The organism is Streptomyces sp. B1I3 (assembly GCF_030816615.1).
GTDB lineage: Bacteria > Actinomycetota > Actinomycetes > Streptomycetales > Streptomycetaceae > Streptomyces.
The window spans coordinates 1,766,341-1,792,278 of sequence record NZ_JAUSYD010000001.1 but is presented as its reverse complement, the minus strand read 5'-3'; the positions used below and the strand labels follow the sequence as shown (position 1 = coordinate 1,792,278).

Annotated in this window: 25 protein-coding genes and 3 pseudogenes; 12 read left to right on the top strand and 16 right to left on the bottom strand. The window is 71.9% G+C overall.

Annotated elements, in window-relative coordinates; genetic code table 11:
* Positions 1-189 precede the first annotated feature (189 nt).
* From QFZ58_RS08275 to QFZ58_RS08235, 10 genes are all read right to left on the bottom strand, one after another.
* Entirely contained in the window at positions 190-1,539 is a 1,350-nt protein-coding gene (locus tag QFZ58_RS08275; protein WP_307124270.1) for a sulfate adenylyltransferase subunit 1, read from the bottom strand.
* A 2-nt stretch (positions 1,540-1,541) separates the two neighbouring features.
* On the bottom strand, positions 1,542-2,477 hold the full coding sequence (gene cysD / locus QFZ58_RS08270; RefSeq protein WP_307124269.1) for a sulfate adenylyltransferase subunit CysD: 936 nt from the start codon (positions 2,475-2,477) through the stop codon (positions 1,542-1,544).
* A complete protein-coding gene (cysC, locus tag QFZ58_RS08265) occupies positions 2,474-3,019 on the bottom strand; it encodes an adenylyl-sulfate kinase (protein ID WP_373428532.1) in 546 nt (181 codons plus the stop codon). The genes cysD and cysC overlap by 4 nt, the downstream gene beginning before the upstream one ends.
* Positions 3,020-3,042: 23 nt before the next feature.
* Entirely contained in the window at positions 3,043-3,759 is a 717-nt protein-coding gene (locus QFZ58_RS08260; protein WP_307124267.1) for a phosphoadenylyl-sulfate reductase, read from the bottom strand.
* A complete protein-coding gene (locus tag QFZ58_RS08255) occupies positions 3,756-3,935 on the bottom strand; it encodes a hypothetical protein (RefSeq protein ID WP_307124266.1) in 180 nt (59 codons plus the stop codon). The genes QFZ58_RS08260 and QFZ58_RS08255 overlap by 4 nt, the downstream gene beginning before the upstream one ends.
* On the bottom strand, positions 3,932-5,629 hold the full coding sequence (locus QFZ58_RS08250) for a nitrite/sulfite reductase (protein WP_307124265.1): 1,698 nt from the start codon (positions 5,627-5,629) through the stop codon (positions 3,932-3,934). Before QFZ58_RS08250 ends, QFZ58_RS08255 begins: the two co-directional genes overlap by 4 nt.
* Before the next feature lie 117 nt (positions 5,630-5,746).
* Positions 5,747-5,830 carry a putative leader peptide gene (locus QFZ58_RS34440; RefSeq protein ID WP_310591794.1) on the bottom strand — a complete coding sequence of 28 codons (84 nt, stop codon included), beginning with the start codon at positions 5,828-5,830 and terminating at the stop codon, positions 5,747-5,749.
* 119 nt (positions 5,831-5,949) lie between these two features.
* Positions 5,950-6,588 carry a GNAT family N-acetyltransferase gene (locus QFZ58_RS08245; RefSeq protein ID WP_307124264.1) on the bottom strand — a complete coding sequence of 213 codons (639 nt, stop codon included), beginning with the start codon at positions 6,586-6,588 and terminating at the stop codon, positions 5,950-5,952.
* A gap of 47 nt (positions 6,589-6,635) precedes the next feature.
* On the bottom strand, positions 6,636-7,928 hold the full coding sequence (locus tag QFZ58_RS08240) for a GAF domain-containing protein (protein ID WP_307124263.1): 1,293 nt from the start codon (positions 7,926-7,928) through the stop codon (positions 6,636-6,638).
* A 259-nt stretch (positions 7,929-8,187) separates the two neighbouring features.
* The gene (locus QFZ58_RS08235; protein WP_307124262.1) at positions 8,188-9,825 is read right to left on the bottom strand and encodes an acyl-CoA dehydrogenase family protein; all 1,638 of its coding nucleotides are present in this window, start codon (positions 9,823-9,825) and stop codon (positions 8,188-8,190) included.
* Between the two features lie 17 nt (positions 9,826-9,842).
* Between QFZ58_RS08235 and QFZ58_RS08230 the strand changes: the two genes are divergently transcribed.
* Positions 9,843-11,021: a YihY/virulence factor BrkB family protein gene (locus QFZ58_RS08230; RefSeq protein ID WP_307124261.1), complete on the top strand. Its 1,179-nt coding sequence runs from the start codon at positions 9,843-9,845 to the stop codon at positions 11,019-11,021.
* Positions 11,022-11,038: 17 nt separating this feature from the next.
* A complete protein-coding gene (locus QFZ58_RS08225; protein WP_307124260.1) occupies positions 11,039-11,758 on the top strand; it encodes a helix-turn-helix domain-containing protein in 720 nt (239 codons plus the stop codon).
* Positions 11,759-11,805: 47 nt separating this feature from the next.
* On the opposite strand, the gene QFZ58_RS08220 is transcribed toward QFZ58_RS08225, so the two are convergent.
* The 5 genes from QFZ58_RS08220 to QFZ58_RS08200 all read right to left on the bottom strand — a co-directional run bounded on the left by QFZ58_RS08220 (position 11,806) and on the right by QFZ58_RS08200 (position 16,666).
* On the bottom strand, positions 11,806-12,609 hold the full coding sequence (locus tag QFZ58_RS08220; protein WP_307124259.1) for an SDR family oxidoreductase: 804 nt from the start codon (positions 12,607-12,609) through the stop codon (positions 11,806-11,808).
* Positions 12,610-12,804: 195 nt separating this feature from the next.
* The gene (locus tag QFZ58_RS08215) at positions 12,805-13,197 is read right to left on the bottom strand and encodes a VOC family protein (protein ID WP_307124258.1); all 393 of its coding nucleotides are present in this window, start codon (positions 13,195-13,197) and stop codon (positions 12,805-12,807) included.
* An 82-nt stretch (positions 13,198-13,279) separates the two neighbouring features.
* A complete protein-coding gene (locus QFZ58_RS08210; RefSeq protein ID WP_307124257.1) occupies positions 13,280-14,812 on the bottom strand; it encodes a 3-hydroxyacyl-CoA dehydrogenase in 1,533 nt (510 codons plus the stop codon).
* A 34-nt stretch (positions 14,813-14,846) separates the two neighbouring features.
* Positions 14,847-15,722, bottom strand: coding sequence for a CoA-transferase subunit beta (locus QFZ58_RS08205; RefSeq protein WP_307124256.1), 876 nt, complete (start codon positions 15,720-15,722; stop codon positions 14,847-14,849).
* A gap of 26 nt (positions 15,723-15,748) precedes the next feature.
* Entirely contained in the window at positions 15,749-16,666 is a 918-nt protein-coding gene (locus QFZ58_RS08200) for a CoA transferase subunit A (protein ID WP_307128799.1), read from the bottom strand.
* A 155-nt stretch (positions 16,667-16,821) separates the two neighbouring features.
* On the opposite strand from QFZ58_RS08200, the gene QFZ58_RS08195 reads away from it, so the two are divergent.
* The 5 genes and pseudogenes from QFZ58_RS08195 to QFZ58_RS08175 form a co-directional block, all read left to right on the top strand.
* On the top strand, positions 16,822-17,736 hold the full coding sequence (locus QFZ58_RS08195) for a LysR family transcriptional regulator (RefSeq protein WP_307124255.1): 915 nt from the start codon (positions 16,822-16,824) through the stop codon (positions 17,734-17,736).
* A 104-nt stretch (positions 17,737-17,840) separates the two neighbouring features.
* Positions 17,841-19,067, top strand: coding sequence for an acetyl-CoA C-acetyltransferase (locus QFZ58_RS08190; RefSeq protein WP_307124254.1), 1,227 nt, complete (start codon positions 17,841-17,843; stop codon positions 19,065-19,067).
* 177 nt (positions 19,068-19,244) lie between these two features.
* A complete protein-coding gene (locus tag QFZ58_RS08185; protein ID WP_307124253.1) occupies positions 19,245-20,588 on the top strand; it encodes an MFS transporter in 1,344 nt (447 codons plus the stop codon).
* Positions 20,589-20,646: 58 nt separating this feature from the next.
* Positions 20,647-21,094: pseudogene (locus QFZ58_RS08180) on the top strand (MaoC family dehydratase).
* Positions 21,095-21,251: 157 nt separating this feature from the next.
* Positions 21,252-21,717, top strand: a pseudogene (locus QFZ58_RS08175) (oligopeptide/dipeptide ABC transporter ATP-binding protein); the annotation flags it as partial.
* Between the two features lie 64 nt (positions 21,718-21,781).
* Here QFZ58_RS08175 and QFZ58_RS08170 read toward each other — a convergent pair.
* Positions 21,782-22,525 carry a chaplin gene (locus tag QFZ58_RS08170; RefSeq protein ID WP_307124252.1) on the bottom strand — a complete coding sequence of 248 codons (744 nt, stop codon included), beginning with the start codon at positions 22,523-22,525 and terminating at the stop codon, positions 21,782-21,784.
* 268 nt (positions 22,526-22,793) lie between these two features.
* Between QFZ58_RS08170 and QFZ58_RS08165 the strand changes: the two genes are divergently transcribed.
* From QFZ58_RS08165 to rsgA, 5 genes and pseudogenes are all read left to right on the top strand, one after another.
* Positions 22,794-23,195: a rodlin gene (locus tag QFZ58_RS08165; RefSeq protein WP_307124251.1), complete on the top strand. Its 402-nt coding sequence runs from the start codon at positions 22,794-22,796 to the stop codon at positions 23,193-23,195.
* 221 nt (positions 23,196-23,416) lie between these two features.
* Positions 23,417-23,650 carry a chaplin gene (locus tag QFZ58_RS08160; protein WP_307124250.1) on the top strand — a complete coding sequence of 78 codons (234 nt, stop codon included), beginning with the start codon at positions 23,417-23,419 and terminating at the stop codon, positions 23,648-23,650.
* A gap of 159 nt (positions 23,651-23,809) precedes the next feature.
* Positions 23,810-23,902 (top strand): annotated as a pseudogene (locus QFZ58_RS08155) (RdlA protein); the annotation flags it as partial.
* 184 nt (positions 23,903-24,086) lie between these two features.
* Entirely contained in the window at positions 24,087-24,290 is a 204-nt protein-coding gene (locus QFZ58_RS08150) for a hypothetical protein (RefSeq protein WP_307124249.1), read from the top strand.
* Positions 24,291-24,743: 453 nt separating this feature from the next.
* Positions 24,744-25,907 carry a ribosome small subunit-dependent GTPase A gene (rsgA, locus tag QFZ58_RS08145; protein WP_307124248.1) on the top strand — a complete coding sequence of 388 codons (1,164 nt, stop codon included), beginning with the start codon at positions 24,744-24,746 and terminating at the stop codon, positions 25,905-25,907.
* The last annotated feature ends 31 nt before the right edge of the window (positions 25,908-25,938 follow it).

Here is a 25,938-nt window from a genome sequence, read left to right as displayed (position 1 = left end):
CCCCGGGGACGGGGTGGCGCGGCCGGGTGGTCGGCAGGTCTTCGTCGGAACTGGCGGTGCGAGCGGGCGCGCAGGCAGTGCGCGTACGTCATCACGCACATCGCCCGACCCCGCCCTGACCGCTGCCGAGGGCGCCGCTGCCGACCCGGCCGCCCTCCTTCGCGAAAGTCGAGAAGATGTCCGTACGCATCAGAAGTCCCACTCCGCGTCCTCGGCGGTGGTGTCCTCGGTGTCCTGAGCCGTCACGGCGGAGAACGAGGCGCCCGCCATGCCGGCCGTGAGCGTCGTGCCGTCGGCGGGGTCGATCAGGAGGAACGAACCGGTACGCCGGGAGGCCGCGTAGGCGTCGAGCGCCAGCGGCTCGGCGGTCCGCACCACGACCCGGCCGATGTCGTTGGCGACGAGCTGCCCGGGGGCCGGGTGCTGGGAGAGGTCGTCCAGCGTGAGACGGGAGGGAATGTCCTTGACGATCGCCTTGACCGTGCGGGTGGTGTGCTTGAGGAGCACCCGCTGGCCGACCGTGAGCGGCTGGTCGGCGACGTGGCAGACGGTCGCCTCGACGTCCTGAGTGGTCGCGGGCACGTCCGAGGCCGGTGCGATCAGGTCGCCGCGTGAGACGTCGATGTCGTCGGCCAGCCGGATCGTGACCGACTGCGGGGCCCAGGCGATGTCGACGCTCTCGCCGAGCGCGTCGATCCCCTCGATCGTGGTGGTGCGTCCGGAGGGCAGGACCGAGACGGTCTCGCCGACCCGGAACACCCCGGCCGCGATCTGGCCGGCGTATCCCCGGTAGTCGGGGTGTTCGGCGCTCTGGGGGCGGATGACGTACTGCACGGGGAAGCGTGCGTGGCAGGCGGTCAGGTCGTGGCTGACCGGCACCGTCTCCAGGTGCTCCAGGACCGTGGGGCCGCCGTACCAGTCCATGTGGGCGGAGGGTTCGACGACGTTGTCCCCGGCCAGCGCGGAGATCGGGATCGCGGTGATCTCCGGGACGCCGAGCGAGGCGGCGTACGCGGTGAACTCCTCCGCTATGGCGGCGAACACGGGCTCAGCGTACTCCACGAGGTCCATCTTGTTGACGGCGAGGACGACGTGGGGGACGCGCAGGAGGGCGGCGACGGCGGCGTGGCGGCGGGTCTGTTCGACGACGCCGTTGCGGGCGTCGACGAGGACCACGGCGAGCTCGGCGGTGGAGGCGCCGGTGACCATGTTGCGGGTGTACTGCACGTGGCCCGGGGTGTCGGCGAGGATGAACCGGCGCTTCGGGGTGGCGAAGTAGCGGTAGGCGACGTCGATGGTGATGCCCTGCTCGCGCTCGGCGCGCAGGCCGTCGGTCAGCAGGGCCAGGTCGGGTGCTTCCTGGCCGCGGTTGGTGGAGGCCAGTGCGACGGCTTCGAGCTGGTCGGTGAGGACCGACTTGGAGTCGTGCAGGAGGCGTCCGACGAGGGTGGACTTGCCGTCGTCGACGGATCCGGCGGTGGCGAAGCGCAGCAGGGTGGTGGCCGACAACTGCTCTGCGGACTTGATGGGTGCGGTCATTTTTAGAAGTACCCCTCGCGCTTGCGGTCTTCCATCGCGGCCTCGGACATCTTGTCGTCGGCGCGGGTCGCGCCCCGCTCGGTGAGGCGGGAGGCGGCGATCTCGGTGATCACGGCGTCCAGGGTCGTGGCGTCGGAGTCGACGGCGCCGGTGCAGGACATGTCGCCGACGGTGCGGTAGCGCACCTGCCGGGTCTCGACCGTCTCGTGGTCCTTGGGCCCGCCCCAGTCCCCGGCGGTGAGCCACATGCCGGAGCGGTTGAAGACCTCGCGTTCGTGGGCGAAGTAGATCTGGGGGAGTTCGATGCCTTCGCGCTCGATGTACTGCCAGACGTCCAGCTCGGTCCAGTTGGAGATGGGGAAGACGCGGACGTGTTCGCCGGGGGCGTGGCGGCCGTTGTAGAGCTGCCACAGTTCGGGGCGCTGGCGGCGGGGGTCCCACTGGGAGAACTCGTCGCGCAGGGAGAAGACGCGTTCCTTGGCGCGGGCCTTCTCCTCGTCGCGGCGTCCGCCGCCGAACACGGCGTCGAAGCGGTGCTGCTGGATGGCCTCGGTGAGCGGGACCGTCTGCAGGGGGTTGCGGGTGCCGTCGGGACGCTCGCGGAGTTTGCCGGCGTCGATGTAGTCCTGGACGGAGGCGACGTGCAGGCGCAGTCCGTGCTTCTCGACGGTGCGGTCGCGGTATTCGAGGACCTCGGGGAAGTTGTGCCCGGTGTCCACGTGCAGGAGCGTGAAGGGGATGGGGGCGGGGGCGAAGGCCTTCAGCGCCAGGTGCAGCATCAGGATCGAGTCCTTGCCGCCGGAGAACAGGATCACCGGCCGCTCGAACTCACCCGCCACCTCACGGAAGATGTGGACCGCCTCCGACTCCAGGGAGTCGAGGTGGCTGAGCGCGTACGGGTGGTCGGTGCCTTCCGGCACGGTGGCGACGGTCGTCACGCCAGGCCCCTCTCGGTGAGCAGCGCGTGAAGCGCCGCTGCGGACTCCTGCACGGTCTGCCGGTGCGACTCGATCCGCAGATCCGGCGACTCGGGTGCCTCGTAGGGGTCGTCGACCCCGGTGAGGCCGCTGATCTCGCCCGCCGCCTGCTTGGCGTACAGCCCTTTCACGTCGCGGACGGAGCACACCTCGACCGGGGTCGCGACGTGCACCTCCAGATACGCGGTGTCCTCGGCCTGGTGGCGCTTGCGGACCGCGTCACGGCTGTCGGCGTACGGTGCGATGACCGGGACGAGCACCTTGACGCCGTTGGCGGCCAGCAGTTCGGCGACGAAGCCGATCCGCTGGACGTTGGTGTGCCGGTCCTCGCGGGAGAAGCCGAGGCCCGCGGAGAGGAACTCCCGGATCTCGTCACCGTCCAGAACCTCGACCCGGTGCCCGTCGCCGCGCAGCCGGCCCGCCAGTTCGTACGCGATGGTGGTCTTGCCGGCGCTCGGCAGACCGGTGAGCCAGACGGTGGCTCCCGTCTCCGTCACGCTCATCGATATCTCCTGATCAGTCGTCATCAGCCGTGCAGCCCGCATTCGGTCTTGCCGCGCCCGGCCCAGCGGCCGGCCCGGGCGTCCTCGCCCTCCAGCACCCGCCGGGTGCAGGGCGCGCAGCCGACGGAGGCGTAACCGTCCATCAGCAGCGGGTTGGTCAGTACACCGTGCTCGGCGACGTAGGCGTCCACGTCGTCCTGGGTCCAGCGGGCGATGGGCGAGACCTTGACCTTGCGGCGCTTGGCGTCCCAGCCGACGACGGGCGTGTTCGCCCGGGAGGGGGACTCGTCGCGGCGCAGCCCGGTCGCCCACGCGGCGTACGCGGTCAGGCCCTCCTCCAGCGGCTTCACCTTGCGCAGGGCGCAGCACAGGTCGGGGTCGCGGTCGTGCAGTCCGGGGCCGTACTCGGCGTCCTGCTCGGCCACGGACCGGCGTGGCGTCAGGGTGATGACGTTGACGTCCATCACGGCCTCGACCGCGTCCCGCGTCCCGATGGTCTCGGGGAAGTGGTAGCCGGTGTCGAGGAAGACCACGTCGACGCCGGGCAGGGCCCGGGAGGCGAGGTGCGCGACGACGGCGTCCTCCATGGAGGAGGTGACGCAGAACTTCTTGCCGAAGGTGTCCGTCGCCCACGTGAGGATCTCGAGGGCCGAGGCGTCCTCCAGGTCGCGGCCGGCCTGTTCGGCGAGCTCCTTCAGTGCCTGGTCGGTGAGCTCGGCGGCGTGCAGGGTGTCCGTCATATCCCGTCCCCTTCGACATCGTTGCGCTGGAGTCCGTGAGCCAGCAGGCCCAGGAACTTCAGCTGGAACGCGCGATTGCAGGAAGCACATTCCCAGGCGCCGTGCCCGGCCTCGTGCGGGCGCAGGTCCTCGTCGCCGCAGTACGGGCAGTAGAACGGCGCTGCTCGTTCGCTCATGACAGCGACTCCGCACTGGCCCGTGCCGCCCAGGTCGCGAAGCGCTCGTCGTCCTCGCGCTCCTCCTGGAACCTGCCGAGGACCCGCTCGACGTAGTCGGGCAGTTCGGCCGAAGTGACCTTCAGGCCGCGGACCTTGCGGCCGAAGCCGGCCTCCAGGCCGAGCGCGCCACCGAGGTGCACCTGGTAGCCCTCGACCTGGTTGCCGTCGGCGTCGAGCATGAGCTGGCCCTTGAGACCGATGTCCGCGGTCTGGATGCGGGCACAGGCGTTGGGGCAGCCGTTGATGTTGATCGTGAGCGGTTCCTCGAAGTCCGGCAGGCGGCGCTCCAGTTCGTCGATGAGCGCGGCGCCGCGCGCCTTCGTCTCGACGATCGCCAGCTTGCAGAACTCGATGCCCGTGCAGGCCATCGTGCCGCGGCGGAAGGTGGAGGGCTTCACCTGGAAGTCCAGCGCCTCCAGCCCGGCGGAGAGGGACTCGACCCGGTCCTGCTCCACATCGAGGATGATCATCTTCTGCTCGACGGTGGTGCGCACCCGGCCCGAACCGTGTGCCTCGGCCAGCTCCGCGACCTTGGCCAGGGTGGAGCCGTCCACCCGGCCGACGCGCGGGGCGAAGCCCACGTAGAAACGGCCGTCCTGCTGCTGGTGGACGCCGATGTGGTCGCGCCAGCGCGAGGAGGGTTCGGCGGGGGCGGGACCGTCCAGTAGCGGACGCTTCAGGTACTCGTCCTCCAGCACCTGACGGAACTTCTCGGGACCCCAGTCGGCCATCAGGAACTTGAGGCGGGCGCGCGTGCGGAGACGGCGGTAGCCGTAGTCGCGGAAGATGCCGACGACACCGGCCCAGACATCGGGCACCTCGTCCAACGGCACCCAGGTACCCAGGCGTTCGGCCAGCCGCGGGTTGGTGGACAGGCCACCGCCGACCCAGACGTCGAAGCCCGGACCGTGCTCGGGGTGGTCGACACCGACGAAGGCAATGTCGTTGATCTCGTGCACCACGTCCTGGACGGGCGAGCCGGAGATCGCGGTCTTGAACTTGCGCGGCAGGTTGGAGAACTCCGGGCTGCCGATGTACCGGTCGTGGATCTCGTCCACCGCGGGCGTGCCGTCGATGATCTCGTCCGCGGCGATGCCCGCCACGGGCGAGCCGATGATCACGCGGGGGCAGTCACCGCAGGCCTCGGTCGTGGAGAGCCCGACGGCCTCCAGCTTCTCCCAGATCGCCGGGACGTCCTCGATGCGGATCCAGTGCATCTGGACGTTCTGCCGGTCGGTGATGTCGGCCGTCCCGCGCGCGTACTGCTCGGAGATCTCACCGATCACCCGCAGCTGCGCGGTCGTCAGCCTCCCGCCGTCGATGCGCACCCGCAGCATGAAGTACGAGTCCTCGAGCTCCTCGGGCTCCAGCACCGCGGTCTTGCCGCCGTCGATGCCGGCCCGGCGCTGGGTGTAGAGGCCCCACCAGCGCATCCGCCCACGCAGGTCGTTGGGGTCGATCGAGTCGAAGCCGCGCTTGGAGTAGATCGTCTCAATGCGTGTCCGCACGTTGAGACTGTCGTCGTCCTTCTTGAACTGCTCGTTCCCGTTGAGCGGGGTGAAGTGACCCATGGCCCACTGACCTTCACCACGGTGCCGTCCGGCCTTGCGGCGGGGCGTGGCGGTAGCAGGCTGTTCCGGGCTGGCGGCCATGGCAAATACGTCCTTCGGGACTGCAGGAGGGCGGCTCTGAACTGCACACTCGCGCGAGGCGCGGCGGTGCGCAGGGGAAAGCGGTGCTTCAGGTGGTCGCGGCGGTGCTGGAGACTCTCAGCGGGCCGGACAGATGGCGCTGGACATGCGGCCGAGGTCGACGTGCCGCCGACTCACCAAGGCAATTCCAGTTCCAGACATGACGGAAGCGTGTCACGCGCATCTCGGGCCAGTCCACCACGATCCACCATGTGGACGAGATGGTCCCGAAATGTGAGACGCTGTGGCCTCCGTCACGTCAGGCCTGTCGACAAAGCGACTCAATCGGTGTGCGGTCCGGGGTACGCGCCCGGCCACGGGCCGGGATTCTCCACGTCCGGCTCCCGCTCGATCCGGGTGTCGAAGAGGCGGAAGCCGCGGCGCAGGTAGTTCTCCATGGCGTGCGGACCGTCGTCGGAGCAGGTGTGCACCCACACCCGCTCGGTCGGCGTCCGGCCGGGATGGCGTTCGGCAAGGTCCCAGGCGCGCGCCACCCCGTACGAAAGGAGGTGGCCGCCGATCCGGCGGCCGCGGAACGCCGGGATCAGCCCGAAGTAGCCGATCTCGACCACACCGCCCTCCTGGGCGTCGAGCTCGATGAATCCCGCGGGGGTGCCGTTCTCGTACGCCACCCACGTCTCGGCCCCCGGCCGCTCCAGGATCTCCCGCCACTCGGCGTACGTCAGGCCGAGACGGTCGGTCCAGCGGACGTCCCCGCCGACCGCCGTGTAGAGGAAGCGGCTGAACTCCGGCAGCGGTATCTGCGACCGTACGATCCGCACCTCACCGGCAGGCGCGACGGCGGGGCGCAGGTCGGTGGGCGCGGTCTGCTCCAGGGACCAGACCGTCACCTCGGAGGTCGCCTCCTGCGGGGCAGCTGCCTCGGGGGCGGGATCGGTGGGATGCGTCAGGTTGCTCATGGCCGCCAGAAAACCATGATGCCGGGCCGCACCCAAACCGGCGGATCTCAGGGCGCCCCCGCCGAGCCACGCGCCCCGACCACGACCGGAGCCGTCGAGCGGGGCAGCAGGTCGGCCGGCACGGCGGGGTGGATCACCTCCACCTCGACCCCCTCGCCGAAGCGGTACGGGCGGTGCGCGAGCACCTCGGCGAGATGGCGCCGGATCCGTGAGATCTCCGCCCGCACCGTCACCGTCCGGGTGGGATCACCGAAGACGTCCTGGGCGAGCTCGGCGGCGGTCCGCCCCTCCCGGTGCAGGGACAGGGCGTACAGCAGCTCCGCGTGGCGGGGCGAGAGCGGCCGCGTCCACGTCCCCACAGGACCGGCCACATGGACGGCGAGCCCCCGCTCCCGGCTCAGGTCGAGCACGACACGGCGCGGCGGCCCCTCCGACGGGCCGTCCGCGACCCGCACCAGCCAGCCGCCGGGCAGCGGCTCCACCTCGCACATGCCCAGCGAGGCCAGCCAGACCCGGCCGGGCCGCAGCGACTTCGGCAGCGGCAGCCGGTCGACGGGCGCCATCCCGCTGACGGCGGCCGACCAGCCGTGCGTGTCCACCGCCATGGCGCGCCCGCCCAGCCGGCACAGGATCGGGGCGGCCACCGACCGCAGCCGCTCGACAGCCATCAGATGCCGGTTGCGCAGCTCGCTCTCGGCGAGCGCCGCCACCGAGCCGACCAGGGCCATCGTCGTGGGGTGGAAGGTGGAGGCGGGCCCCGTGATGTCGACGATTCCCATCAGCCGGCCGTCGCGGGGATCACGCACCGGGGCCGCCGCACAGGTCCAGTTGTGCAGGGCGCGGACGAAGTGCTCCGCGGAATGGACCTGGATGGGGGAGCGGGTGGCGAGCGCGGTACCGATCGCGTTGGTGCCGGTCACCCCCTCCTCCCAGGCGGCCCCCTCCTCCAGGCAGATGTCCTTGGCCAGGCGCATCACGGCGGAGTGCCCCTGACGCCACAGCACCCGGCCCTCGCCGTCGGTGACGACCATGATCTGCTGGGCCGCGTCGGCGATGGTCGCCAGGCCGTCCCGGAGCAGCGGCATGATCTCGCCGAGCGCCGAGCTCCTGCGCCGGTGCTCGATCTCGTCCGTCTCCAGCAGCCTGCTCTCCGGGGACTGCTCGGGATCCACACCGCTGCGCAGCACCCGGTCCCAGGACGCGTCGATCTCCGCACGCGGGACCTCCGCCGTGCGCTCGCCCGCAAGGCGGGCGTCGCGGATGCGGTGGAGCCGGCGCGCGCCCGCCGCCGAGTACGCGGCGGGGGCCGCACCCGGCGCCGCGACAGAGCGTGTTTCCATGACGGGTCCCCCCATGAAGCGTGGGCCCGGTCCGGTGGGGAAACACCGGACCCAGGGCCATCCTGCCGTGCCGTGGGTGCCGCCGCCCCGCACTCCCCACAATGGTTGCAACCCTTTGCAACTCTGGTGACACGTCCCGGACCGTACAAGAGTGGCGGAACACCGTACGGCGGGGCCCCGACCCCACCGGGCGGTGGTGCACAAGCGTGGAGGGTGGTGCCGTGTCGGCGCAGCACCACCCTCCGTCGCTTGCGCGGGGCTACCGGTCCTGCGCCCGCGCCCGTTCCACGACCGATGCCAGGTCCAGGCTGTGCGGCAGCGTGCCGAAGGCCGAGCCCCAGTCCCCGCCCAGCCGCGAGGCGCAGAACGCGTCCGCGACCTCCGGCGGGGCCCAGCGCAGCAGCAGCGATCCCTGCAGCACCAGGGCCATCCGCTCCACGAGCCGCCGGGCCCGCGCCTCGGCGGCATCCAGATCCGCGAGCTCCGTCAGCAGGTCCTTGATCGCCGCGTCGAGGCGGTGATCCTGGCCGCGGGCCTTCCCGACCTCCCGCAGGAACGCGTTGAGCGCCTGCGGTTCGCGCTGCAGCGCCCGCAGGACGTCGAGCGCCTGTACGTTGCCCGAGCCCTCCCAGATCGAGTTGAGGGGAGCCTCGCGAAGCAGCCGGGGCATGCCGGACTCCTCGACGTAACCGTTGCCGCCCAGGCACTCCAGAGCCTCGCCGACCACCGCGGTGCACCGCTTCGTCACCCAGTACTTCGCGGCCGGCACGGCGATCCGCAGGAAGGCCCGTTCCTCCTCCGTGTCCGCGTCGTACGCGGCGGCCAGCCGCAGCGCGAGCGTGGTCGCCGCCTCCGACTCCAGGGCCAGATCGGCCAGGACGTTGCGCATCAGGGGCTTCTCGATCAGCAGGCCACCGAACGCGCTGCGGTACGCGCTGTGGTGGATCGCCTGGGCCACCGCCTGCCGCATCAGCGCCGCCGAACCGACCACGCAGTCCAGCCGGGTCGCCGCCACCATCTCGATGATGGTGCGCACCCCCCGCCCCTCCTCGCCGACCAGGCGGGCCCACGTGCCGTCGAACTCGACCTCGCAGGACGCGTTCGACCGGTTGCCCAGCTTGTCCTTGAGGCGCTGGATCGCGAACACGTTGCGGGCGCCGTCCGGCAGGACCCGCGGCACGAGGAAGCAGCTCAGCCCACCCGGAGCCTGCGCCAGCACGAGGAACCCGTCGGACATGGGCGCCGAACAGAACCACTTGTGCCCGGTCAGCAGATACTCCCCGTCGCCGGCCAGCGGCTCGGCCCGGGTGGTGTTGGACCGCACGTCGGTGCCGCCCTGTTTCTCCGTCATGCCCATCCCGAAGAGCACGCCGGCCTTCTCCGGCGCCGGCCGCAGCCCCTCCTCGTACACGTGGGAGGTGAGCAGCGGCTCCCACTCGGCGGCCAGCGCGGGATCGGTCCGCAGCGCGGGGACCGCCGCGTGCGTCATGGACAGCGGGCAGCCGTGGCCCGCCTCGGTCTGTGTCCACACCAGGAAGCCGGCCGCCCGGCGGACGTGCCCGGCCGGCCGGCCCCAGGCGTCGGTCAGCCCGGCCGAGACCGCGTGCCCCAGGAGCCGGTGCCAGGACGGATGGAACTCCACTTCGTCGAGGCGGTGCCCGTAGCGGTCGTGGGTACGCAGCTTCGGCGGATTCTCGTTCGCCTGCGCACCCCACGCCTGGGCCTGGGCGGAACCGGCGGCCACTCCGAGCGTCTCGAGTTCGCTCCGCGCCTCGTCGAGGTCCTCCGGCCCGATGTGCCGCTCGACGGCCTCCGTCAGCGCCCGGTCGGTCGCGTAGACGTCATAGCCGACCAGCGGCGGAACCTGGTTGGTCACTGTGTGGGTGGTTGCTGCCATGCCGATACGGTAAGGAGGTGCAGGCAGCAAATGAAACACCCGAGCGGCCACCGGGTCGGCTCCACCGGGCTCGAGTCCTCTACCGCAACGTGTCCAAGCGCCAGATGGCGTGGCAATTGCTCAAGGACACGGTCAACTCGTGCATCGAGTACCGCATCCTCGGTCTCGCGGCCGAGGCGGCGTTCTTCACCCTGCTGTCCCTGCCTCCGCTGCTGCTCGGCCTGATCGGGCTGCTGGGCTACGTCGACGACTGGACGGCCACCACGACGGTCGCCTCCCTCGAGCGGAACATCCTGGACGCGGTGCAGACCGTGCTGTCCGAGCGCGGCGTCAACGACATCGCCAAACCACTCATGGAGGACGTCACCACGGGCGCCCGGCCCGATGTCATCTCGATCGGATTCGCGATCGCCCTCTGGTCGGGGTCCCGCGCGGTGAACGTCTTCATCGACACCATCACCGTGATGTACGGGCTCGACGGGCACCGCGGCATCGTCAAGACCCGGCTGCTCGCCTTCCTGCTGTACGTCACCGCTCTGCTGCTGGGGGCGGTGGTGCTGCCGTTGCTGGTGGTCGGCCCCGACCGGGTGGTGGAGTTCGTCCCCTGGGGCACCGAAGTCCTCGCCGTCCTGTACTGGCCCCTGGTCATGGTGCTGTCCATCGCGTTCCTCACGACGCTCTACCACGTGTCGGTCCCCGTCCGCTCGCCCTGGATAGAGGACGTGCCCGGGGCGCTGGTGGCGCTGGCGATGTGGGTGCTGGGCAGCTTCCTGCTCCGGATCTACCTGACGAGCACGGTGGAAGGGCCCACCATCTACGGCTCGCTGGCCGCGCCGATCGCCGTCCTGCTCTGGATAGGCATCTCCGCCTTCGCGGTGCTCGTGGGGGCGGCGGTGAACGCCGCGATCGACCGCGTATGGCCGTCGCTGGCCACGGCCGCGGCCCGGGCGGTCACCGAGCGGGCCCGGGCGGCACAGGCCGCCGAGCTCGTGGCCCGCGCCCAGGCGGCGAACTGGGACGCCTGGGCGGACGACGAGGAGGACGTGTACATGCCGTCCGAGTACCCGGAACGCTGGTCGCGCTTCCTGCCCCCGGACGACGTGAGGTCCCGGCTGCACGCGAGCCGCGAGAAGGAACAGAGAGATCCCCGGGACGCCCGGGACCCCAAGGGCCCCCAGGACACCAGGGACCAGTGACCCGTAGCGTGGAGCCCATGGGAGGCGCACGGTACGAGGAGCGGGCATCGGCCTTCGGCGGTGCCACGGTCTGGACCTGGAGCGGGCCCCGCGACCCCGCACGGCAGGTACTGCCCGACGGCTGCATGGACCTGCTCAGGGTAGGGGACCGGCTGCTGGTGGCAGGCCCCGACACCCACGCGTTCACACCCTCCGGGACCGACGGCCGGCCCTGCGCCGGAATCCGCTTCGCCCCCGGCACCGCGCCCGCGCTGCTCGGCGTACCGGCCCACGAACTGCGCGACCGGCGGATCGCCCTCGACGCCCTCTGGCCGGGCGCGGAGGTCCGCAGGCTCACCGAGCGGATCGCCGGTGCCGCCGACCCGGTCGCGGCGCTGGAGGCCCTCGCCCTGCGCAGGGCGGCCGAGTGCGAGCCGCCCGACCCCCTCACGGTGGCCGTCGCCGCCCTGCTGCGGCGGGGGAGCTCCGTCGCCGCCACCGCCCGCGCAGTCGGCCTCGGCGCCCGCCAGCTGCACCGCCGCTCCCTCACCGCGTTCGGCTACGGGCCCAAGACGCTGGCCAGGATCCTGCGCCTGCAGCGCGCCCTGGCCCTCGTACGGGCGGGAACGCCGTACGCCGAGGCCGCCTGCGCCGCGGGCTGCGCCGACCAGGCCCACCTGGCCCGTGAGATGCGTGACCTGGCCGGCACGACGCTCGGCGGCTACCTGGCGGCACGGGGCCTCGCGGACACGGCGTAGCCGTGGCGTCCGGATCGCCGGCGCCCGGGCGCGGGCCAGGGGCCCGTTCAGCCGTGGCCGCCGCGGGCCGCCGTCCGGATCGCCAGCTCCGCCGCCGAAAGGCCGTCGACCGGCGTCGCGTCCGGCAGTCCGGGCACACACACCACCCGGCCGTCCTCCAGCGCGGCCAGCGAGGCGTCGACCACCTGGTCCACGGGCACACCCCCGTCCGCGTGCACGGACTGCTCGCGTCCGCCGACGGGCTCCTCGCCGCGCGAGCGATGGAATTCGGTGGCGGTGAGGCCGGGGCACAGCACCTGCAGGCGCAGGGGTGAGCCGGCCAGTTCGGCCGCGAGGGTGCGGGTGAAGGTGACCACGTACCCCTTGCTACCGGCGTACACGGCACGCTCGGGCAGTGGCCGCGGCGGCAGCGAGCCGGCGAACGCCAGCTGGGAGGCCACGTTGACCACCGTGCCCCGGCCCTGGCGGAGCATGGCCGGGATCGCCGCCCGTGCCAGCGCGGTGACGGCGAGGACGTTGACGTCGATCACCTTCGCCATCAGCGCGGGCTCGAGCTCGTCGAACGGGCCGTACCCGTTGATCCCCGCGTTGTTCAGCAGGAAACCGATGTCGTCACGCCCCGCCCGCTCCACCACACGCGCCAGACCGCCGGGATCCGACAGGTCCGCCACGAGGGTCTCCACGGCCGATCCGGTCTCCTCGCGCAACCGTGACGCCACGTCGGCGAGCCGCTGTTCCCGCCGGGCCACCAGGACGGTGTCCCATCCTCCGGCAGCCAGCCGAGCCGCGTACGCCGCTCCGATGCCCGAGGAGGCCCCCGTGACCAGTGCCCTGCCGTGCTGTGCGCCCATCGCCTCTCCTGTCTCCGAGGCAACACGGTACAAGCGAAGAGGGCCCGGCCCCGTGAGGGCCGCGGGGGAACGCGGTGGCGTGACCTCCGGCGACGCGGCGGCGCGGCGGCCACGGAGCCGGGCCGAAACGGCTACCGGGCCGCCGGCCTCGCACAGCCGGCGGCCCGGTTCGGCGGCGGCTGCCGCCCGATCCGCCTACGACGCGGGGGCGAAGAGTGACACCGCGCAGCCGTCGGGGTCCAGGACGACCGCGTAGCGCTGGCCCCAGACGGCGTCCCAGGGCTTCAGATGCCCCTGGTGTCCGGCGCCGGTCAGGTCGGCGTAGACCGCGTCGACCTCCGCCGGACTGTCGCAGAGAAAGGCGAGCCCGAGGCGCTCGCCGCCCTGCGGCCCCGTCCAGCCGGGGTCGAAGGAACGGACCACGTCCTCCGTGTCCCACAGCAGGCGCTGCCCGCCCGGGAGGGCCACTTCGACATGGGGAGCGGATTCGGCGCCGGCGGGGATGTCGAGCCCGAGCCGGCGGTAGAAGGCGAGCGATGCGGCCAGGTCCGCCGTGGTGACGGAGACGGCGTCCAGTCGTGGAGTCATGGACCGAACGTACGCGGGCGCCACGCCGGGGTCTTGTACGAAACGGTCATGGCCTCCACGCCCGCGCCGCGCCGCCCGGCCGCTACAGGTCGACGCAGGCGCCGGGCGCGGTGCCCGGGTCCGTCAGCGCCAGGCCGAGCTGGGCCCGTTCCGTGAGCCAGCGGGTCGGGCGGTGGCGCGGGTCGCCGGTCGTGGAGTGCAGGGCCCGCTGCAGTGCCAGCATCCGGGCGGCGCCGACCCGGTCGCCCCAGGCCAGGGGTCCGGTCGGGTAGCCGAGACCGGTCGTCACGGCCAGGTCGATGTCCGCCGGGGTGGCGAGCGCGCGTTCCGCGATCGACGTGGCGACCGACACCACCGAGGCGAGCAGCCGTTGCGCCACCGAACCCGCCGTGTCCCGGACCACGGACACGGCGTAGGGCTCCCCGCCGTCCGCCGCCCGGGCCAGGACGGCTCGGGCGTCCCGCGCGGCGGCCGGGTCGGCCGCCGGCGTCACCGCGAGCACCCGGCGACGGCCCGCGCCGGGCAGCGGGTCCACCCCGAAGGTGCGCCCGGCGGGCAGCCCCAGGGACGACACGGCGGCGGCCACGGTGGTGCCCCAGACCGGGACCAGGACGAGGGCGCCGGCGGAGGCTTGCCCGCCGGTCTCGACGGCGGCCCCGGACGCGGCCAGCGCGTCCCGCAGCCCGCCGTCGTCGTCGCCCACCACGAACACCGGCCGGCCGGCTTCACCCGTCACGGGCGGCTCGGCCGCACCGGCGGGCGCCTCGGAGCCGTACGGGAACCAGCCCTGTCCGGTCTTGCGGCCGTGCAGCCCCGCCGTCACCCGGTTCGGTGTGAGGTAGGAGGGACGGAGGCGGTCCTCGTACCGGAAGCCCTGCCAGATCGAGTCGATCACCGCAGCCGTCACGTCGAGGCCCGTGAGGTCCATCAGCTCGAAGGGGCCCATCCGCAGGCCCAGTACGTCCCGGGCGATGCGGTCGATGTCCGCCGGGCCCGCGACCGACTCCTCCAGCAGTGCCAGTGCCTCGGTCACCAGGCCGCGCCCGGCGTGGTTGACCAGGAAGCCCGGGGTGTCGGCGACCGTGACCGCGCGGTGGCCGCAGCTCTCGACCAGCTCGGTGAGGGCCGGCGGGATCTCCGGGCGGGTGGCGGCGCCCGGCACGACCTCCACGATCCGCATCAGCGGCACGGGGTTGAAGAAGTGCAGCCCCGCCAGCCGCGTCGGGTCGCCCAGCGAGGCGGCGATGCGGGTCACCGACAGGGAGGAGGTGTTGGTCGCGAACACGGTGGAGGCGGGCAGGACCTGCTCGAGCTTCCCGAACACCTCGGCCTTCGTGTCCAGGTCCTCCCGTACGGCCTCGACGACCAGTTCCACGTCCGGGCCCGGCGCCCAGGGGTCGTCCAGGGGGACCAGCCGCTCCAGGGCGGCGGCGGCGGCCCCGGCGGACATCCGGCCCTTGGCCACCGCGCGTCCCAGCATGGACCGCACGAAGTCCACGGCCTCGGTGACGGCCTCCGTCCGGACATCACACAACTCGACGGTGTGTCCGGCGCTCGCCGCCCACTGGGCGATGCCGCGGCCCATGGCTCCGGCGCCGACGATCCTGATGCGCATGGCGGTTACGGTCCTCTCGCAGGTGCGGTACGTGTCAGCGAAGATAGACGCGATCGGGGTCGACGTCCTCGCGCAGGAGCCGCAGCTCCGCGGCGGTCGGCGGCGGTACGGTCCCGACCTCGTCGGCCACCTTCAGGTCCCAGCCCGTCGCCGCCCGGACCTGTTCGACCGTGACGCCCGGGTGGACGGCGACCAGACGCAGCTCCTCGCCGATGCCCTCGCGGGCCAGGATGCCCAGCTCGGTGATGACCCGGGTGACGCCGACGCCCAGCGGCCGGATGCCCTCCGCGAGCGCGCGGTCCGGGCCGGGAGTGGTGCAGAAGTCCAGGGTCCCGGTGAAGGAGCGCGGGTTGTGCCTGCGCATCACGACGAAGACCTCACGGGAGTTGGCCATCACCTCGATGCCGCCGCCGGAACCGGGCAGCCGCACCTGCGGGCTGTCCCACTCCCCGATGACGGAGGTGTTCAGATTGCCCCACCGGTCGATCTGGGCGGCGCCCAGGAAGCCGACGTCGATGTGGCCGCCCTGGAGGACGCAGCCGAACAGGGCCGGCATCGACAGGACCGCCTCGGCGCCCGAGATGAGGACGGCGTCGGCGATGGTCTCCGGCAGGTGCGAGGGGTGCGCGCCGCAGACCCCGGACTCGTACACGACCTCGATCTGCGGCGCGACCGTCAGATGGGCCAGCTCGGTGGCGAGCGTGGGCAGTCCGATGCCGGCGAACACGGTCCGGCGGGCCGCGAGTTCGCGGGAGGCGACGACGGACAGCAGCTCCGAGGACGTGACGGCGTCCGTCACCTCGGCGCCGGGTGCGGCGGCGTCCTGGGCACTCGTGCCCGGTGCGGCGGTGTCCGGGGCCGTGGTGCCCGCCGTGGGTTCCGCCGTGGATTCCGCCGTGGGGGTGGCCATGACCAGCTCCTTCTCGTGTTCCGCGCTCACAGTCGCCGTCCGTAGTTCACCGGTTCGCTGAGCGCCTCGCCCACCGCCAGCCCGGCCCAGAACTCCTCGCCCAGCTTGGCGGTGTACTCGGCGTGGTCGGCCGTCCCGTACACCCACTCGGCCAGCCACTCCCGCAGCCGCTCCGGGTCCTTGCTGATGTGGGACCAGGCGCGGTAGAAACCGTTGTCGCGGTCGTAGTAGCCCTGGGCGAACGACGGGTGCGCACCGCGCGGGCACACGACGACGGCGTCCACGGCGTGCGCCGGGACGAGCGTGCGGTTGGGGTCCGAGCGGACCACGTCGTCCTCGACGACCTCCTCGACGACGACGATCGCCTTGTCCGCCGCGTACACCGCCTCGGCCTGAATGCCCGTCAGGCCCCAGATCTGGGTGTTGCCCCGGCGGTCGGCCCGCTGGGCGTGGATGATCGTCACATCCGGGTTGACCGGCGGGACCACGTAGATCTGCTCGGGCTCGCCGTCCGGCCCGGGGTAGGGCGAAGTGACCTTGCGCAGATCGCTGTTGACGGCGGGCAGGTCGCTTCCCCCGTAGCTGCGCAGTGGATAGAACGGCAGCCGCTGCGAACCGGCGAGGTAGCGGCAGATCATCCCGTAGTGGCTGTACTCCTCGAAGGCGAGCGGTGCCGGGTCGGCGCGCTCGATCCTGCGCCGCAGCTCTCCGAGCGAACCGGCGGAGGAGTTGCCCACGAAGGAGGAGACCAGCCGCGAGACGCAGCCCGCGGCGATCATCTGGTCCACCACGATGTCCGCCGTCATCCGGACGACCGTGAGGTCCCGGCGGCCCTGGCGGATGATCTCGTGGCCGGCGGCGGTGGGGATGAGGTGGGTGAAGCCTTCGAGGCTCACCGTGGCGCCGTCATGCACGAAGGTGGCGACGGCCTCCCTCATCGACATGACCTTGCCGGCTCCGTCGGCCGTATCCGTCCGTTCCACGGTGCTCCTCGGCGAGTGTGTGTGCAGTTCGCCCTACCGTGCCAGCGGCCATTGATTGCTGTCCAATACCAAATTAAGGTCGGATCAAGACCGCTGAGCAATGAATGGGTGCCTGTATGGAGCTGCGTCATCTGACCGCGTTCACCGCCGTGGCCGAGGAACTCCACTTCGGCCGCGCCGCCAAGCGGCTGCAGATGGCCCAGCCGCCGCTCAGCCAGCAGATCCGGCAGCTGGAGAAGGAGCTGGGCGTCCAGCTCTTCGAACGCAACACCCGATCCGTGCGCCTGACCAGCGCGGGGGAGTCCTTCCTCGAACCCGTACGCATCGTGCTCGAGGACCTCGACACGGCGGTCCGGGCCGCCAAGGCCGCCGGTCGCGGGGAGTACGGCCGGGTCACGATCGGTTTCGCCGGCGCCTCCAGCCACGAGACGCTGCCCCGGCTGACGCGGGCCGTGCGGGCGGCCCACCCCGCCCTGGAGCTGGTCATGAAGGGCCAGACGTACGCGAACGTCGCGCTGTCGAGGGTCGCCGACGGCTCGCTCGACCTCGGCTTCGTCAGGCTCCCGGTGACCCAGCCGGGCGTGGCCTACCGGGTGATCGACGAGGAGGAGCTGCTGTGCGCGCTGCCCTCCGACCACCCCCTCGCCCGGCTCGAGACCGTCCCGATCGGGGTCCTCGCCGACGAACCCTTCGTCTCCTTCCCCGCGAACACGGGCTCCACGGTGCGCGACGCGATGGTCGAGGCCTGCGAGGCCACCGGCTTCAATCCGCGCGTGGTGCAGGAGGCCCCCGACTCGTACACGATCCTGGCGCTCGTCGCCGCGGGCGTCGGCGTCACGCTCACGGTCTCCTCCTGCCGGCACATCCAGCAGAACGGACTGGTCTACCGCCCCCTCGCCGGCCCTCCCATCCGGCGCCAGGCGGCACTGGCCTGGCGCACCGACAACCCGTCCGCGGCACTCCGCGCGGTGCTCGCGGTCTGCGAGGAAGCCCTGCCGACCCCCCGGACCGCCCCGCGAGGAGCGGATTGAGACGCTCTGCGTCTTGAAGGGCGGGAAACTCGATATTGGACCGACTCAGTGGTCGGGTGCGAAGGTCGCCCCACAGACCTGAACCCGCCGAAAGGTGTCCCGCCGTGCCCGACCAGCTTGATGTCGTCATCTGCGAACCGCTGCGCACCCCCATCGGGCGTTTCGGCGGGGCCTTCGCCCAGCAGACGCCTGCCGCGCTCGCCGCACGCGTCATCGCCGAGGTCGTCGCCCGCACGGGAATCGACCCGGACCGGGTCGACGAGGTGATCCTCGGGCACGCCTACCCGACGTCCGACGCCCCGGCCATCGGCCGCGTCGCCGCCCTGGACGCCGGACTGCCCGACTCCGTCACCGGAACCCAGATCGACCGGCGCTGCGGCTCCGGCCTGCAGGCCGTCCTGGACGCCGCCATGCAGATCAGGGCCGGGTTCAGCGAGGTCGTGATCGCCGGCGGGGTCGACGTGATGAGCGCCGCCCCGTACTACACGCACGACGGGCGCTGGGGCATCAAGGGCCCCGGCCTCCAGCTCCACGACTCGCTGGCCCGCGGCCGGGTCACCGCGGGCGGCGTCCACCACCCCGTACCCGGCGGCATGATCGAGACCGCCGAGAACCTGCGGCGCGCCTACTCCATCAGCCGTGCCGATCAGGACGCCCTCGCGCTGCGCTCCCAGGCCCGTGCCGCCCGCGCCGCCGAGGAGGGGCGCTACGACGCCGAGACCGTCCCCGTGACCGTGCGCACCAGGAAGGCCGAGACGGTCGTCTCGGCCGACGAGCACCCCCGCCCGGACACCACCGCCGAGCAACTCGCCGCACTGCGCCCCATCATGGCCAAGACCGATCCGGAGGCCACCGTCACCGCGGGCAACGCCAGCGGCCAGAACGACGCGGCCGCCGCCTGCCTGGTCACCACCGCCGCCACGGCCGAACGGCTCGGGCTCACCCCGCTGGTCCGTCTCGTCTCCTTCGCCCGGGCCGGTGTCCCCGCCGCGACGATGGGCATCGGCCCCGTCCCGGCCACCCACGCCGCCCTCGGCCGCGCCGGGCTCACCCTCGCCGACCTCGACCTGATCGAGATCAACGAGGCCTTCGCCGCACAGGTCCTCGCCTGTACCCGCGAGTTGGGCCTCGGAGAGAAGGACCACGAACAGCGGATCAACGTCAACGGCTCCGGAGTCTCGCTCGGTCATCCGGTCGGCGCCACCGGTGCCCGGATCCTCGCCACGCTGGCCCGCGAGATGCACCGCAGCGAGGCGCGCTACGGCCTGGAGACCATGTGCATCGGCGGCGGTCAGGGCCTCGCCGCGGTCTTCGAACGCATCGCCGCCTGAGAACCCCCGCGCCGCACCGCAGCACCCCCGCGCCCCCGTCCCCTCCCCCCGCCGTCCCGCACCGTCCCGCCCCGCCGCCGTCCCCGCACCACCCCCGCGCGGCACCGGGCGACACGGGCGACGCCCGGATCGGCCATGCCTCCATCCGCTTGATCAACGACGTTCACGGAGTCACCCATGAGTGCGCCCACCGCTACCGCACGCGCGGAGACGAAAGCCGCCAACCGAGCAGGCTTCGGAGCCTTCATCGGCTCCACCATCGAGTGGTTCGACTTCTACATCTACGGAACCGCCGCAGCGCTCGTCTTCGACAAGGTGTTCTTCCCCGAGCTGGAAGGCCCCTTGGGCACCCTGGTCGCCTTCGCCACCTTCTGGGTCGGCTTCCTCGCCCGCCCCATCGGCGGCATCGTCTTCGGACACTACGGCGACCGCCTCGGCCGTAAGAAGACCCTCGTCATCACCCTGCTGATGATGGGCGTCTCCACCACCGCGATCGGCCTGCTGCCCGGCTACGCGTCCATCGGCGTCGCGGCCCCGATCCTGCTGGTCTGCATCCGCATGATCCAGGGCATCGGCCTCGGCGGCGAGTGGGGCGGTTCCGTCCTGATCGCCTCCGAACACGCCCCCAAGGGCAAGTCCGTGCTGTACGGGGCGTTCGCCCAGCAGGGCTCGCCCGTCGGCAACACCCTCTCGACGCTGAGCTTCCTCGCCATCAGCCAGCTGCCCGACGACGCCTTCGTCTCCTGGGGCTGGCGGGTACCGTTCCTCGCCTCCGCCGCCCTCGTCATGGTCGGCCTGCTGGTCCGGCTCAAGGTCGCCGAGTCCCCGGCCATGGCCGGGCTCATCGAGAAGAAGGCAGTCGTCAAGCTCCCGCTGACCGAGGTCCTGCGCAACCACCCCATGCTGATCGTCCTCGGCATCGGCGCCTGCACCATCGGCCTGTCGGCGACGTACTTCAAGTCGACGTTCGCCCTGTCCTGGGCCACCACGTCGCTCGACTTCGACCGCAGCTCGTTCCTGACGATCATCCTCGTCGCCAACGTCACGCAGATCATCGTCCAGCCCTTCGGTGCCGTACTCGCCACCAGGATGAAGAGCTGGTCCCGGGCGGTGACCCTGATGCTGCTGCCCGAACTGATTCTCATGCCGCTGATGTTCATCCTCATCGGTACCGAGAACTACGGCCTCGCGATGGTCGGTGTCGCCGTCGCCACGATCCCCCACTGCCTCTACTACGCGGCCCTCGCCGGCATGCTCGCCAGCCGCTTCCCGGCCCACCTGCGCTACACCGGCATCTCCCTCTGCTACCAGCTCTGCGGCACCCTGCTGGGCGGTACGACCCCGATCATCGGCCAGTTCCTGCTCAACCGGACCGGCTCCGTGGCCGCGGTCATCGCCTACGCCGTGTTCCAGGTCGTCCTCACCCTGGGCTGCATGCTCCTCCTGCTCAAGCGGCCCAACCACGACGAGCAGGCCGCCGGCCCGGTGGCCGCGGCCCGCCCCGCCACCGTCACCGCCTGACGGCCACCGCCACCGCCCGCGCGTGAGCCTCCCGTACGCGCAGAACGGAGTACCGCCCATGCCCCTGACCGTGCACGGCATCCCGGAGATCCTCGCCCTCGGCGGGCGTGACCTGGGGCACTCCGGCTGGAAGGAGGTCACGCAGGATCTCATCGACGCGTACGCGGACGTCTCCGGGGACCACCAGTGGATCCGACCGCGCCGCGGCCGGCCCGTACGGGCGCACCATCGCCCACGGCTAGATGGTCCTCAGCTGGGGCATCCCGATGTTTGGCGAGCTGCTCCAGGTGCGCGGCGTGGGACGTGCGCTCAACTACGGCGTCGACCGCGTCAGGTACCCGGCGCCCGTCCCCGTCGGCAGCCGCGTGCGGTTGCACGCCTCCGTCACCGAGGTGACGGAGGTCGCGCGGGGCGGCGTACAGATGAAACGGGCCTTCACCTTCGAACTGGAGGGATCGCAGAAGCCGGCCTGCGTGGCCCAGTCGCTGACGCACTTCTACCCGTAGACCCCGGGGACGCCGAAGCGCCCGTCCGAGGCGGCGACCCCGGGCGGGCGCTGCCATGTGCCGGAGGGGTCAGCCCACCCGGGCGGGCGTCGCCGGTTCACCGCTCCTGGCCGGTGCTGCCAGGTGGTCGTCCGTCGCGTCGGCGTCCGTCAGGCGGTTGCCCGGAGCTGATCGTCGCCGACGAGCCGACCTCGGCGCTCGACGTCTCCGTACGCGCCCAGGTGCTCAACCTCCTGGTCGACCTGCGGGAGCGTCCGGGCCTGGCCATGGTGTTCATCTCGCACGACATCCAGACCGTGCGGTACCTCGCCGACCGCATCGCCGTGCTCTACCTCGGCCGCATCGTCGAGGAGGGCCGGGCCGCCGATGTGGCCGGTGCCCCCAGGCACCCGTACACGCAGGCTCTGCTGTCCGCGACGCCCAGCCTGATGGAGGAGACCGAGCGCATCGTGCTCACCGGCCCGGTGCCGTCGGCCACCGAGCCGCCGACCGGCTGCCCGTTCCGGACGCGCTGCTGGAGGGCCGACGAGGAGTGCGCCGCACTCTTCCCCGCGGAGACCTTCGGCCCCGGTGAGCACCGCTGGCACTGTGTCCACCCGCTGACCGTCGCGGCCACCGGGTAGGCACCGCACGACGGAGGCCGGCCCGGCAGCTGGGCTGCCGGGCCGGCCTCATCGCGTTCCTGACTCAGTTGCGGCGGGTGCGGCGCATCAGAACGGCTCCGCCGAGGAGCAGCGCGGCGCTCGCGCCGGCGGCCAGGCCGATGTCACCGGCGCCGGTCTGGGCCAGCTGAGTGCCGGGGGAGTTCGGGCCGGGGTTGCCGGCGGGCGGCTGGTCCACCGGGGGCTTCCCGGCCGGCGGCTCGGAGGCCGGGGGCTCGTCCACCGGCGGCTTGGAGGTCGGGGGCTCGTCCACCGGCGGCTCGGAGGTCGGGGGCTCGTCGACCGGCGGCTCGTCCACCGGCGGCTCGTCGACCGGCGGGTGCTCGTGCTGGTGGCCGCTGTCGTTGACACAGTTGTTGCCGGCGGTGGGGTTCAGCGCACCCACGACGTTGACGCTGTTGCCGCAGACGTTCACCGGGACGTCCACCGGGACCTGGACGAGGTTGCCCGACAGTACGCCCGGCGAGCCGGTGGCCGCACCCTCGGCGCTCGCACCGGATCCGTCGTCGTCGTGGTCCTTGCCGCTGTCCACGTTCGCGCACCTGTTGCCGAAGGCCGGGTTCAGCAGAGCGATCACGTCGACGGTGTTGCCACAGAGGTTGACCGGGATGTGCACCGGCACCTGGACGGCGTTGCCCGAGCCGACACCGGGCGAGCCCGCGGCGAGACCGTCGGCCGAGGCATCGGCGTGAGCGTAGCCCCCGGCGGCGCTCAGGATGCCCGACGCCGCCGCCATGACGATCATGCTTTTATTCAGAACCTGTCGCATTTACATGCCCTTCTTAGGGAAATTCGCGTGGGCGGTGACCCTGATGGAAAGTCATTCCATCTACGCGGACGACTCCCTAACGACCCCGGGGTTGCGGGGGAAACTCGGGGGATCGTGGAAATTTCGTAACCACCCGAAAGAGTTGCGCACGGGTGTTCGTTCGATAACGGGAACTCTGGCATTCGGGTGAACAGGCGGAACCGAACGCGGGGCGGGGAGTTGAGCAGGAAGCTCCGTCATGGGGCAATCGGCAGGAGAAGGGTTCATCGTGATCAAGCAGGTTCCGGCCACGGGCGCCGTCGCCGCCTCCGTCCCCGGTTCCACGGCCACGGGCGCCGTGGTCATCGGCGACGGTGCGGGGACCACCGTGGGCAACGGCAACGGCAACGTCAACGGCGCCGAGTCCGAGTACGGCGACTCCGAGACCGATGTCGACCAGGGCCCGCAGCTCAGCCTCGTCCGGGGATCGCTCGACAAGTCCTGTGCCGGTCTGCCGCGCAAGGCCGACGCCGGTTCGCTGATCGGCGTCGTCCCGTCCAAGGTTGAGGACGCCGACGTCCTGTCGAACCCGCGGAACCAGCAGTGCACCCAGGCCGAGGGCGACGAGTCGCTGTCACACATCCTGTCGGACATCCCGGTGCCCTCGGGCAACGGTGCCGGCAACGGCTGATCCAGCCGCAACGACCGGTCCGGGCCGCCGACATTCCTCCATCGTGCGGCCCGGGCCTGCGTCATTCGGGCGGTTTTCCGAGAAACTGCTCCCACAGAGTTTCGATGTGGCCCGCCAATCGTTACGGATTACAGCTCCGGAGCCACGAGTGCGCAGACCGTGGCACTCGTGCGGCACGAAAGACGTGACCGCTCAGGGCTCCGCTGCAGAAAGGGACGAAAGTGAAGTACACCAAGGTTGCCGCCGTCGCCGCCGGAACCCTCATGGCGCTGGGAGCCGCTGCTCCGGCCATGGCCGACGCCGGCGCCGAGGCCGCCGCCATCGGCTCCCCGGGCGTTCTGTCCGGCAACGTCGTCCAGGTTCCGATCCACATCCCGATCAACATCTGCGGCAACACCGTGAACGTCATCGGCGCGCTGAACCCGGCCTTCGGCAACGTCTGCGTCAACGACTGAATCGGCTGATCCCGAGCCGATCACCCGTCACAGGAAGGCCCCGGACCGCACCTGCGGTCCGGGGCCTTCCGGTCCCGGAAGCCGTGCACGCGGCCGAGGACTCTTGTGAAGCCTCCACGGACAGCGGGGGCGAGCCCGGAGGGAGTGGGGCCGGTGCAGGAGAACTCCACCCGGGCGAAGGGTGATGAGGCGCTGTCGCACGTCCTCGACGACATCCCGACCCCGCCGGCGCACGGCGCGGGCGACAACTGACGCCGCGTCGGGCGCCGGGGACCGGTCCGTCCGCGCGGTGACCGCTCCTCGGGGAGTGGCAGCCGGGACGAACCGGCCCCCTTCCGGGTGCCTCCGGCCGATCGGGTAGCCCGATGGTGCGGAAATTGGCCCGGTTGCCGTACAGCCGACCGACCTGTCCCGGCCGGTCGGGTAGAGGCACCCCATGGACCAGTACGACAGTCAGTCCCGCCGAAACCCCGAAGCGGCGCCCGACCGCTCCACGCCGATCTACGACCGGCTGCTCGCCGAATGGTGCGAGGCGGGCCGGAACGTCGAGCAGGAGGTGCCGCCGGCGCCGGACCCGGAGCGGGCCGGCGCCTTCGTGCCGGCGGCGCGCAGGGCGGACCGTGCGGACGGCAGCCGCTGACCCCCGGCCGGCTACGACTGACGTCGCAGCGCCGTGCGTAGGGTCGCGGACCGCACGCCCCGCGTCGTGAGCCACCGTCATGCCTCGTGAGCCACCGCGTCACGAAGGTGCCCACCACTCCACGGGGGGTGGTGGGCACCTTCGTGTGCCGGGCGGGGGGCGGCGTCCGTCGGCCGTGCACCGCCCGGACCGTCAGCCCGGCCCGTGGACCGGCAGGAGGTGGACGCGCGGAGGTCCGGCGAAAATCCGTTGACGTCGCCGGGTGGCCGCGGGCTAGGGTGGGCGCAGTTCGAGGAAATCAGGAGGTGAGGACATTGATGACTGTCGTTGCGGTGGGCGCTGCCCACAACCGGAAGTGCATCGTTCTCACCCCCGTGGCCACCGGCTGACCTTGTCCTTTTCTCTCCGCGCCTGAACGCGCGGTGCCGGGGCCGCCCTTGTGAAGGGTTTCCCTTGTCTTTCTCCGATCTTCCTTCCTCCCTGCCTTCCCTCTCGTCGCACCCGCTGGCCCCGTACGGCTGGGACGACGACTGGGCCGACGCCTTCGCCCCGTACGCCGAGCAGGGACTCCTGCCCGGACGTGTGGTGCGGGTGGACCGCGGGCAGTGCGACGTGGTCACCCCGGACGGCACCCTCAGGGCGGACACCGCCTTCGTGGTGCCCCGCGACCCCATGCGCATCGTCTGCACCGGTGACTGGGTGGCCGTCGACCCCGACGGTGACCCGCGGTTCGTCCGCACGCTCCTCCCGCGGCGCACCGCCTTCGTACGGTCGACGTCCTCGCAGCGCTCCGAAGGACAGGTGCTCGCCACCAACATCGACCACGTCGTCATCTGCGTCTCGCTCGCCGTCGAGCTGGATCTCGGACGGCTGGAACGGTTCCTCGCCCTGGCCATGTCCAGCACCGCCGGTCCCGCGCTCCTCGGCGACGGGTCGCGGACGGAGCAGTACGAGGCGCAGCCGCTCGTGCTGCTCACCAAGGCGGATCTGGTTCCGGACGCCTCCACCCTGTCCCACCTCGTGGAGGACGTCGAGCGCATCGCCCCCGGAGTGCAGGTACTGCCGGTCAGCTCGGCCACGGGGGAGGGGACCGACGTGTTCGGCGCCATCGTCGGCGGCGGTACGAGCGTCCTGCTCGGCATCTCAGGCGCAGGCAAGTCGACCCTCGCCAACACCCTGCTCGGCGCCGACGTGATGGAGGTGCGGGCCACACGTGACATGGACGGCAAGGGCCGGCACACCACCACGACGCGCAACCTTCTCGTGCTGCCGGGCGGCGGCGTGCTGATCGACACCCCCGGGCTGCGCGGAGTCGGTCTCTGGGACGCGGAGAGCGGCGTCGGCCAGGTCTTCTCGGAGATCGAGGAACTGGCCGGGCAGTGCCGGTTCCACGACTGCGGCCACGAGGCCGAGCCGGGCTGCGCCGTGCTCGGCGCCATCGAGGACGGGACCCTGCCCGCACGGCGTCTCGACAGCTACCGCAAGCTGCTCCGGGAGAACCACCGGATCGCGGCCAAGACCGATGCCCGGCTGCGCCAGGAGACGCTCCGGGAGTGGAAGCGGAGGGGGGCGGAGGGACGCGAGGCCCTGGCGGTCAAGCGGGGCCGGGCCCGGTAGCGGAGCCGCCCTGGTTCGGCGTCCGAAAACC

Coding starts and splice junctions, on each gene's coding strand:
- QFZ58_RS08275 (WP_307124270.1), bottom strand. CDS start 1,539: ATGACCGCACCCATCAAGTCCGCAGAGCAGTTGTCGGCCACCACCCTG.
- cysC (WP_373428532.1), bottom strand. CDS start 3,019: ATGAGCGTGACGGAGACGGGAGCCACCGTCTGGCTCACCGGTCTGCCG.
- QFZ58_RS08260 (WP_307124267.1), bottom strand. CDS start 3,759: ATGACGGACACCCTGCACGCCGCCGAGCTCACCGACCAGGCACTGAAG.
- QFZ58_RS08255 (WP_307124266.1), bottom strand. CDS start 3,935: ATGAGCGAACGAGCAGCGCCGTTCTACTGCCCGTACTGCGGCGACGAG.
- QFZ58_RS08250 (WP_307124265.1), bottom strand. CDS start 5,629: ATGGCCGCCAGCCCGGAACAGCCTGCTACCGCCACGCCCCGCCGCAAG.
- QFZ58_RS34440 (WP_310591794.1), bottom strand. CDS start 5,830: ATGTCTGGAACTGGAATTGCCTTGGTGAGTCGGCGGCACGTCGACCTC.
- QFZ58_RS08245 (WP_307124264.1), bottom strand. CDS start 6,588: ATGAGCAACCTGACGCATCCCACCGATCCCGCCCCCGAGGCAGCTGCC.
- QFZ58_RS08240 (WP_307124263.1), bottom strand. CDS start 7,928: ATGGAAACACGCTCTGTCGCGGCGCCGGGTGCGGCCCCCGCCGCGTAC.
- QFZ58_RS08235 (WP_307124262.1), bottom strand. CDS start 9,825: ATGGCAGCAACCACCCACACAGTGACCAACCAGGTTCCGCCGCTGGTC.
- QFZ58_RS08225 (WP_307124260.1), top strand. CDS start 11,039: ATGGGAGGCGCACGGTACGAGGAGCGGGCATCGGCCTTCGGCGGTGCC.
- QFZ58_RS08220 (WP_307124259.1), bottom strand. CDS start 12,609: ATGGGCGCACAGCACGGCAGGGCACTGGTCACGGGGGCCTCCTCGGGC.
- QFZ58_RS08215 (WP_307124258.1), bottom strand. CDS start 13,197: ATGACTCCACGACTGGACGCCGTCTCCGTCACCACGGCGGACCTGGCC.
- QFZ58_RS08210 (WP_307124257.1), bottom strand. CDS start 14,812: ATGCGCATCAGGATCGTCGGCGCCGGAGCCATGGGCCGCGGCATCGCC.
- QFZ58_RS08205 (WP_307124256.1), bottom strand. CDS start 15,722: ATGGCCACCCCCACGGCGGAATCCACGGCGGAACCCACGGCGGGCACC.
- QFZ58_RS08200 (WP_307128799.1), bottom strand. CDS start 16,666: ATGTCGATGAGGGAGGCCGTCGCCACCTTCGTGCATGACGGCGCCACG.
- QFZ58_RS08195 (WP_307124255.1), top strand. CDS start 16,822: ATGGAGCTGCGTCATCTGACCGCGTTCACCGCCGTGGCCGAGGAACTC.
- QFZ58_RS08185 (WP_307124253.1), top strand. CDS start 19,245: ATGAGTGCGCCCACCGCTACCGCACGCGCGGAGACGAAAGCCGCCAAC.
- QFZ58_RS08170 (WP_307124252.1), bottom strand. CDS start 22,525: ATGCGACAGGTTCTGAATAAAAGCATGATCGTCATGGCGGCGGCGTCG.
- QFZ58_RS08150 (WP_307124249.1), top strand. CDS start 24,087: ATGGACCAGTACGACAGTCAGTCCCGCCGAAACCCCGAAGCGGCGCCC.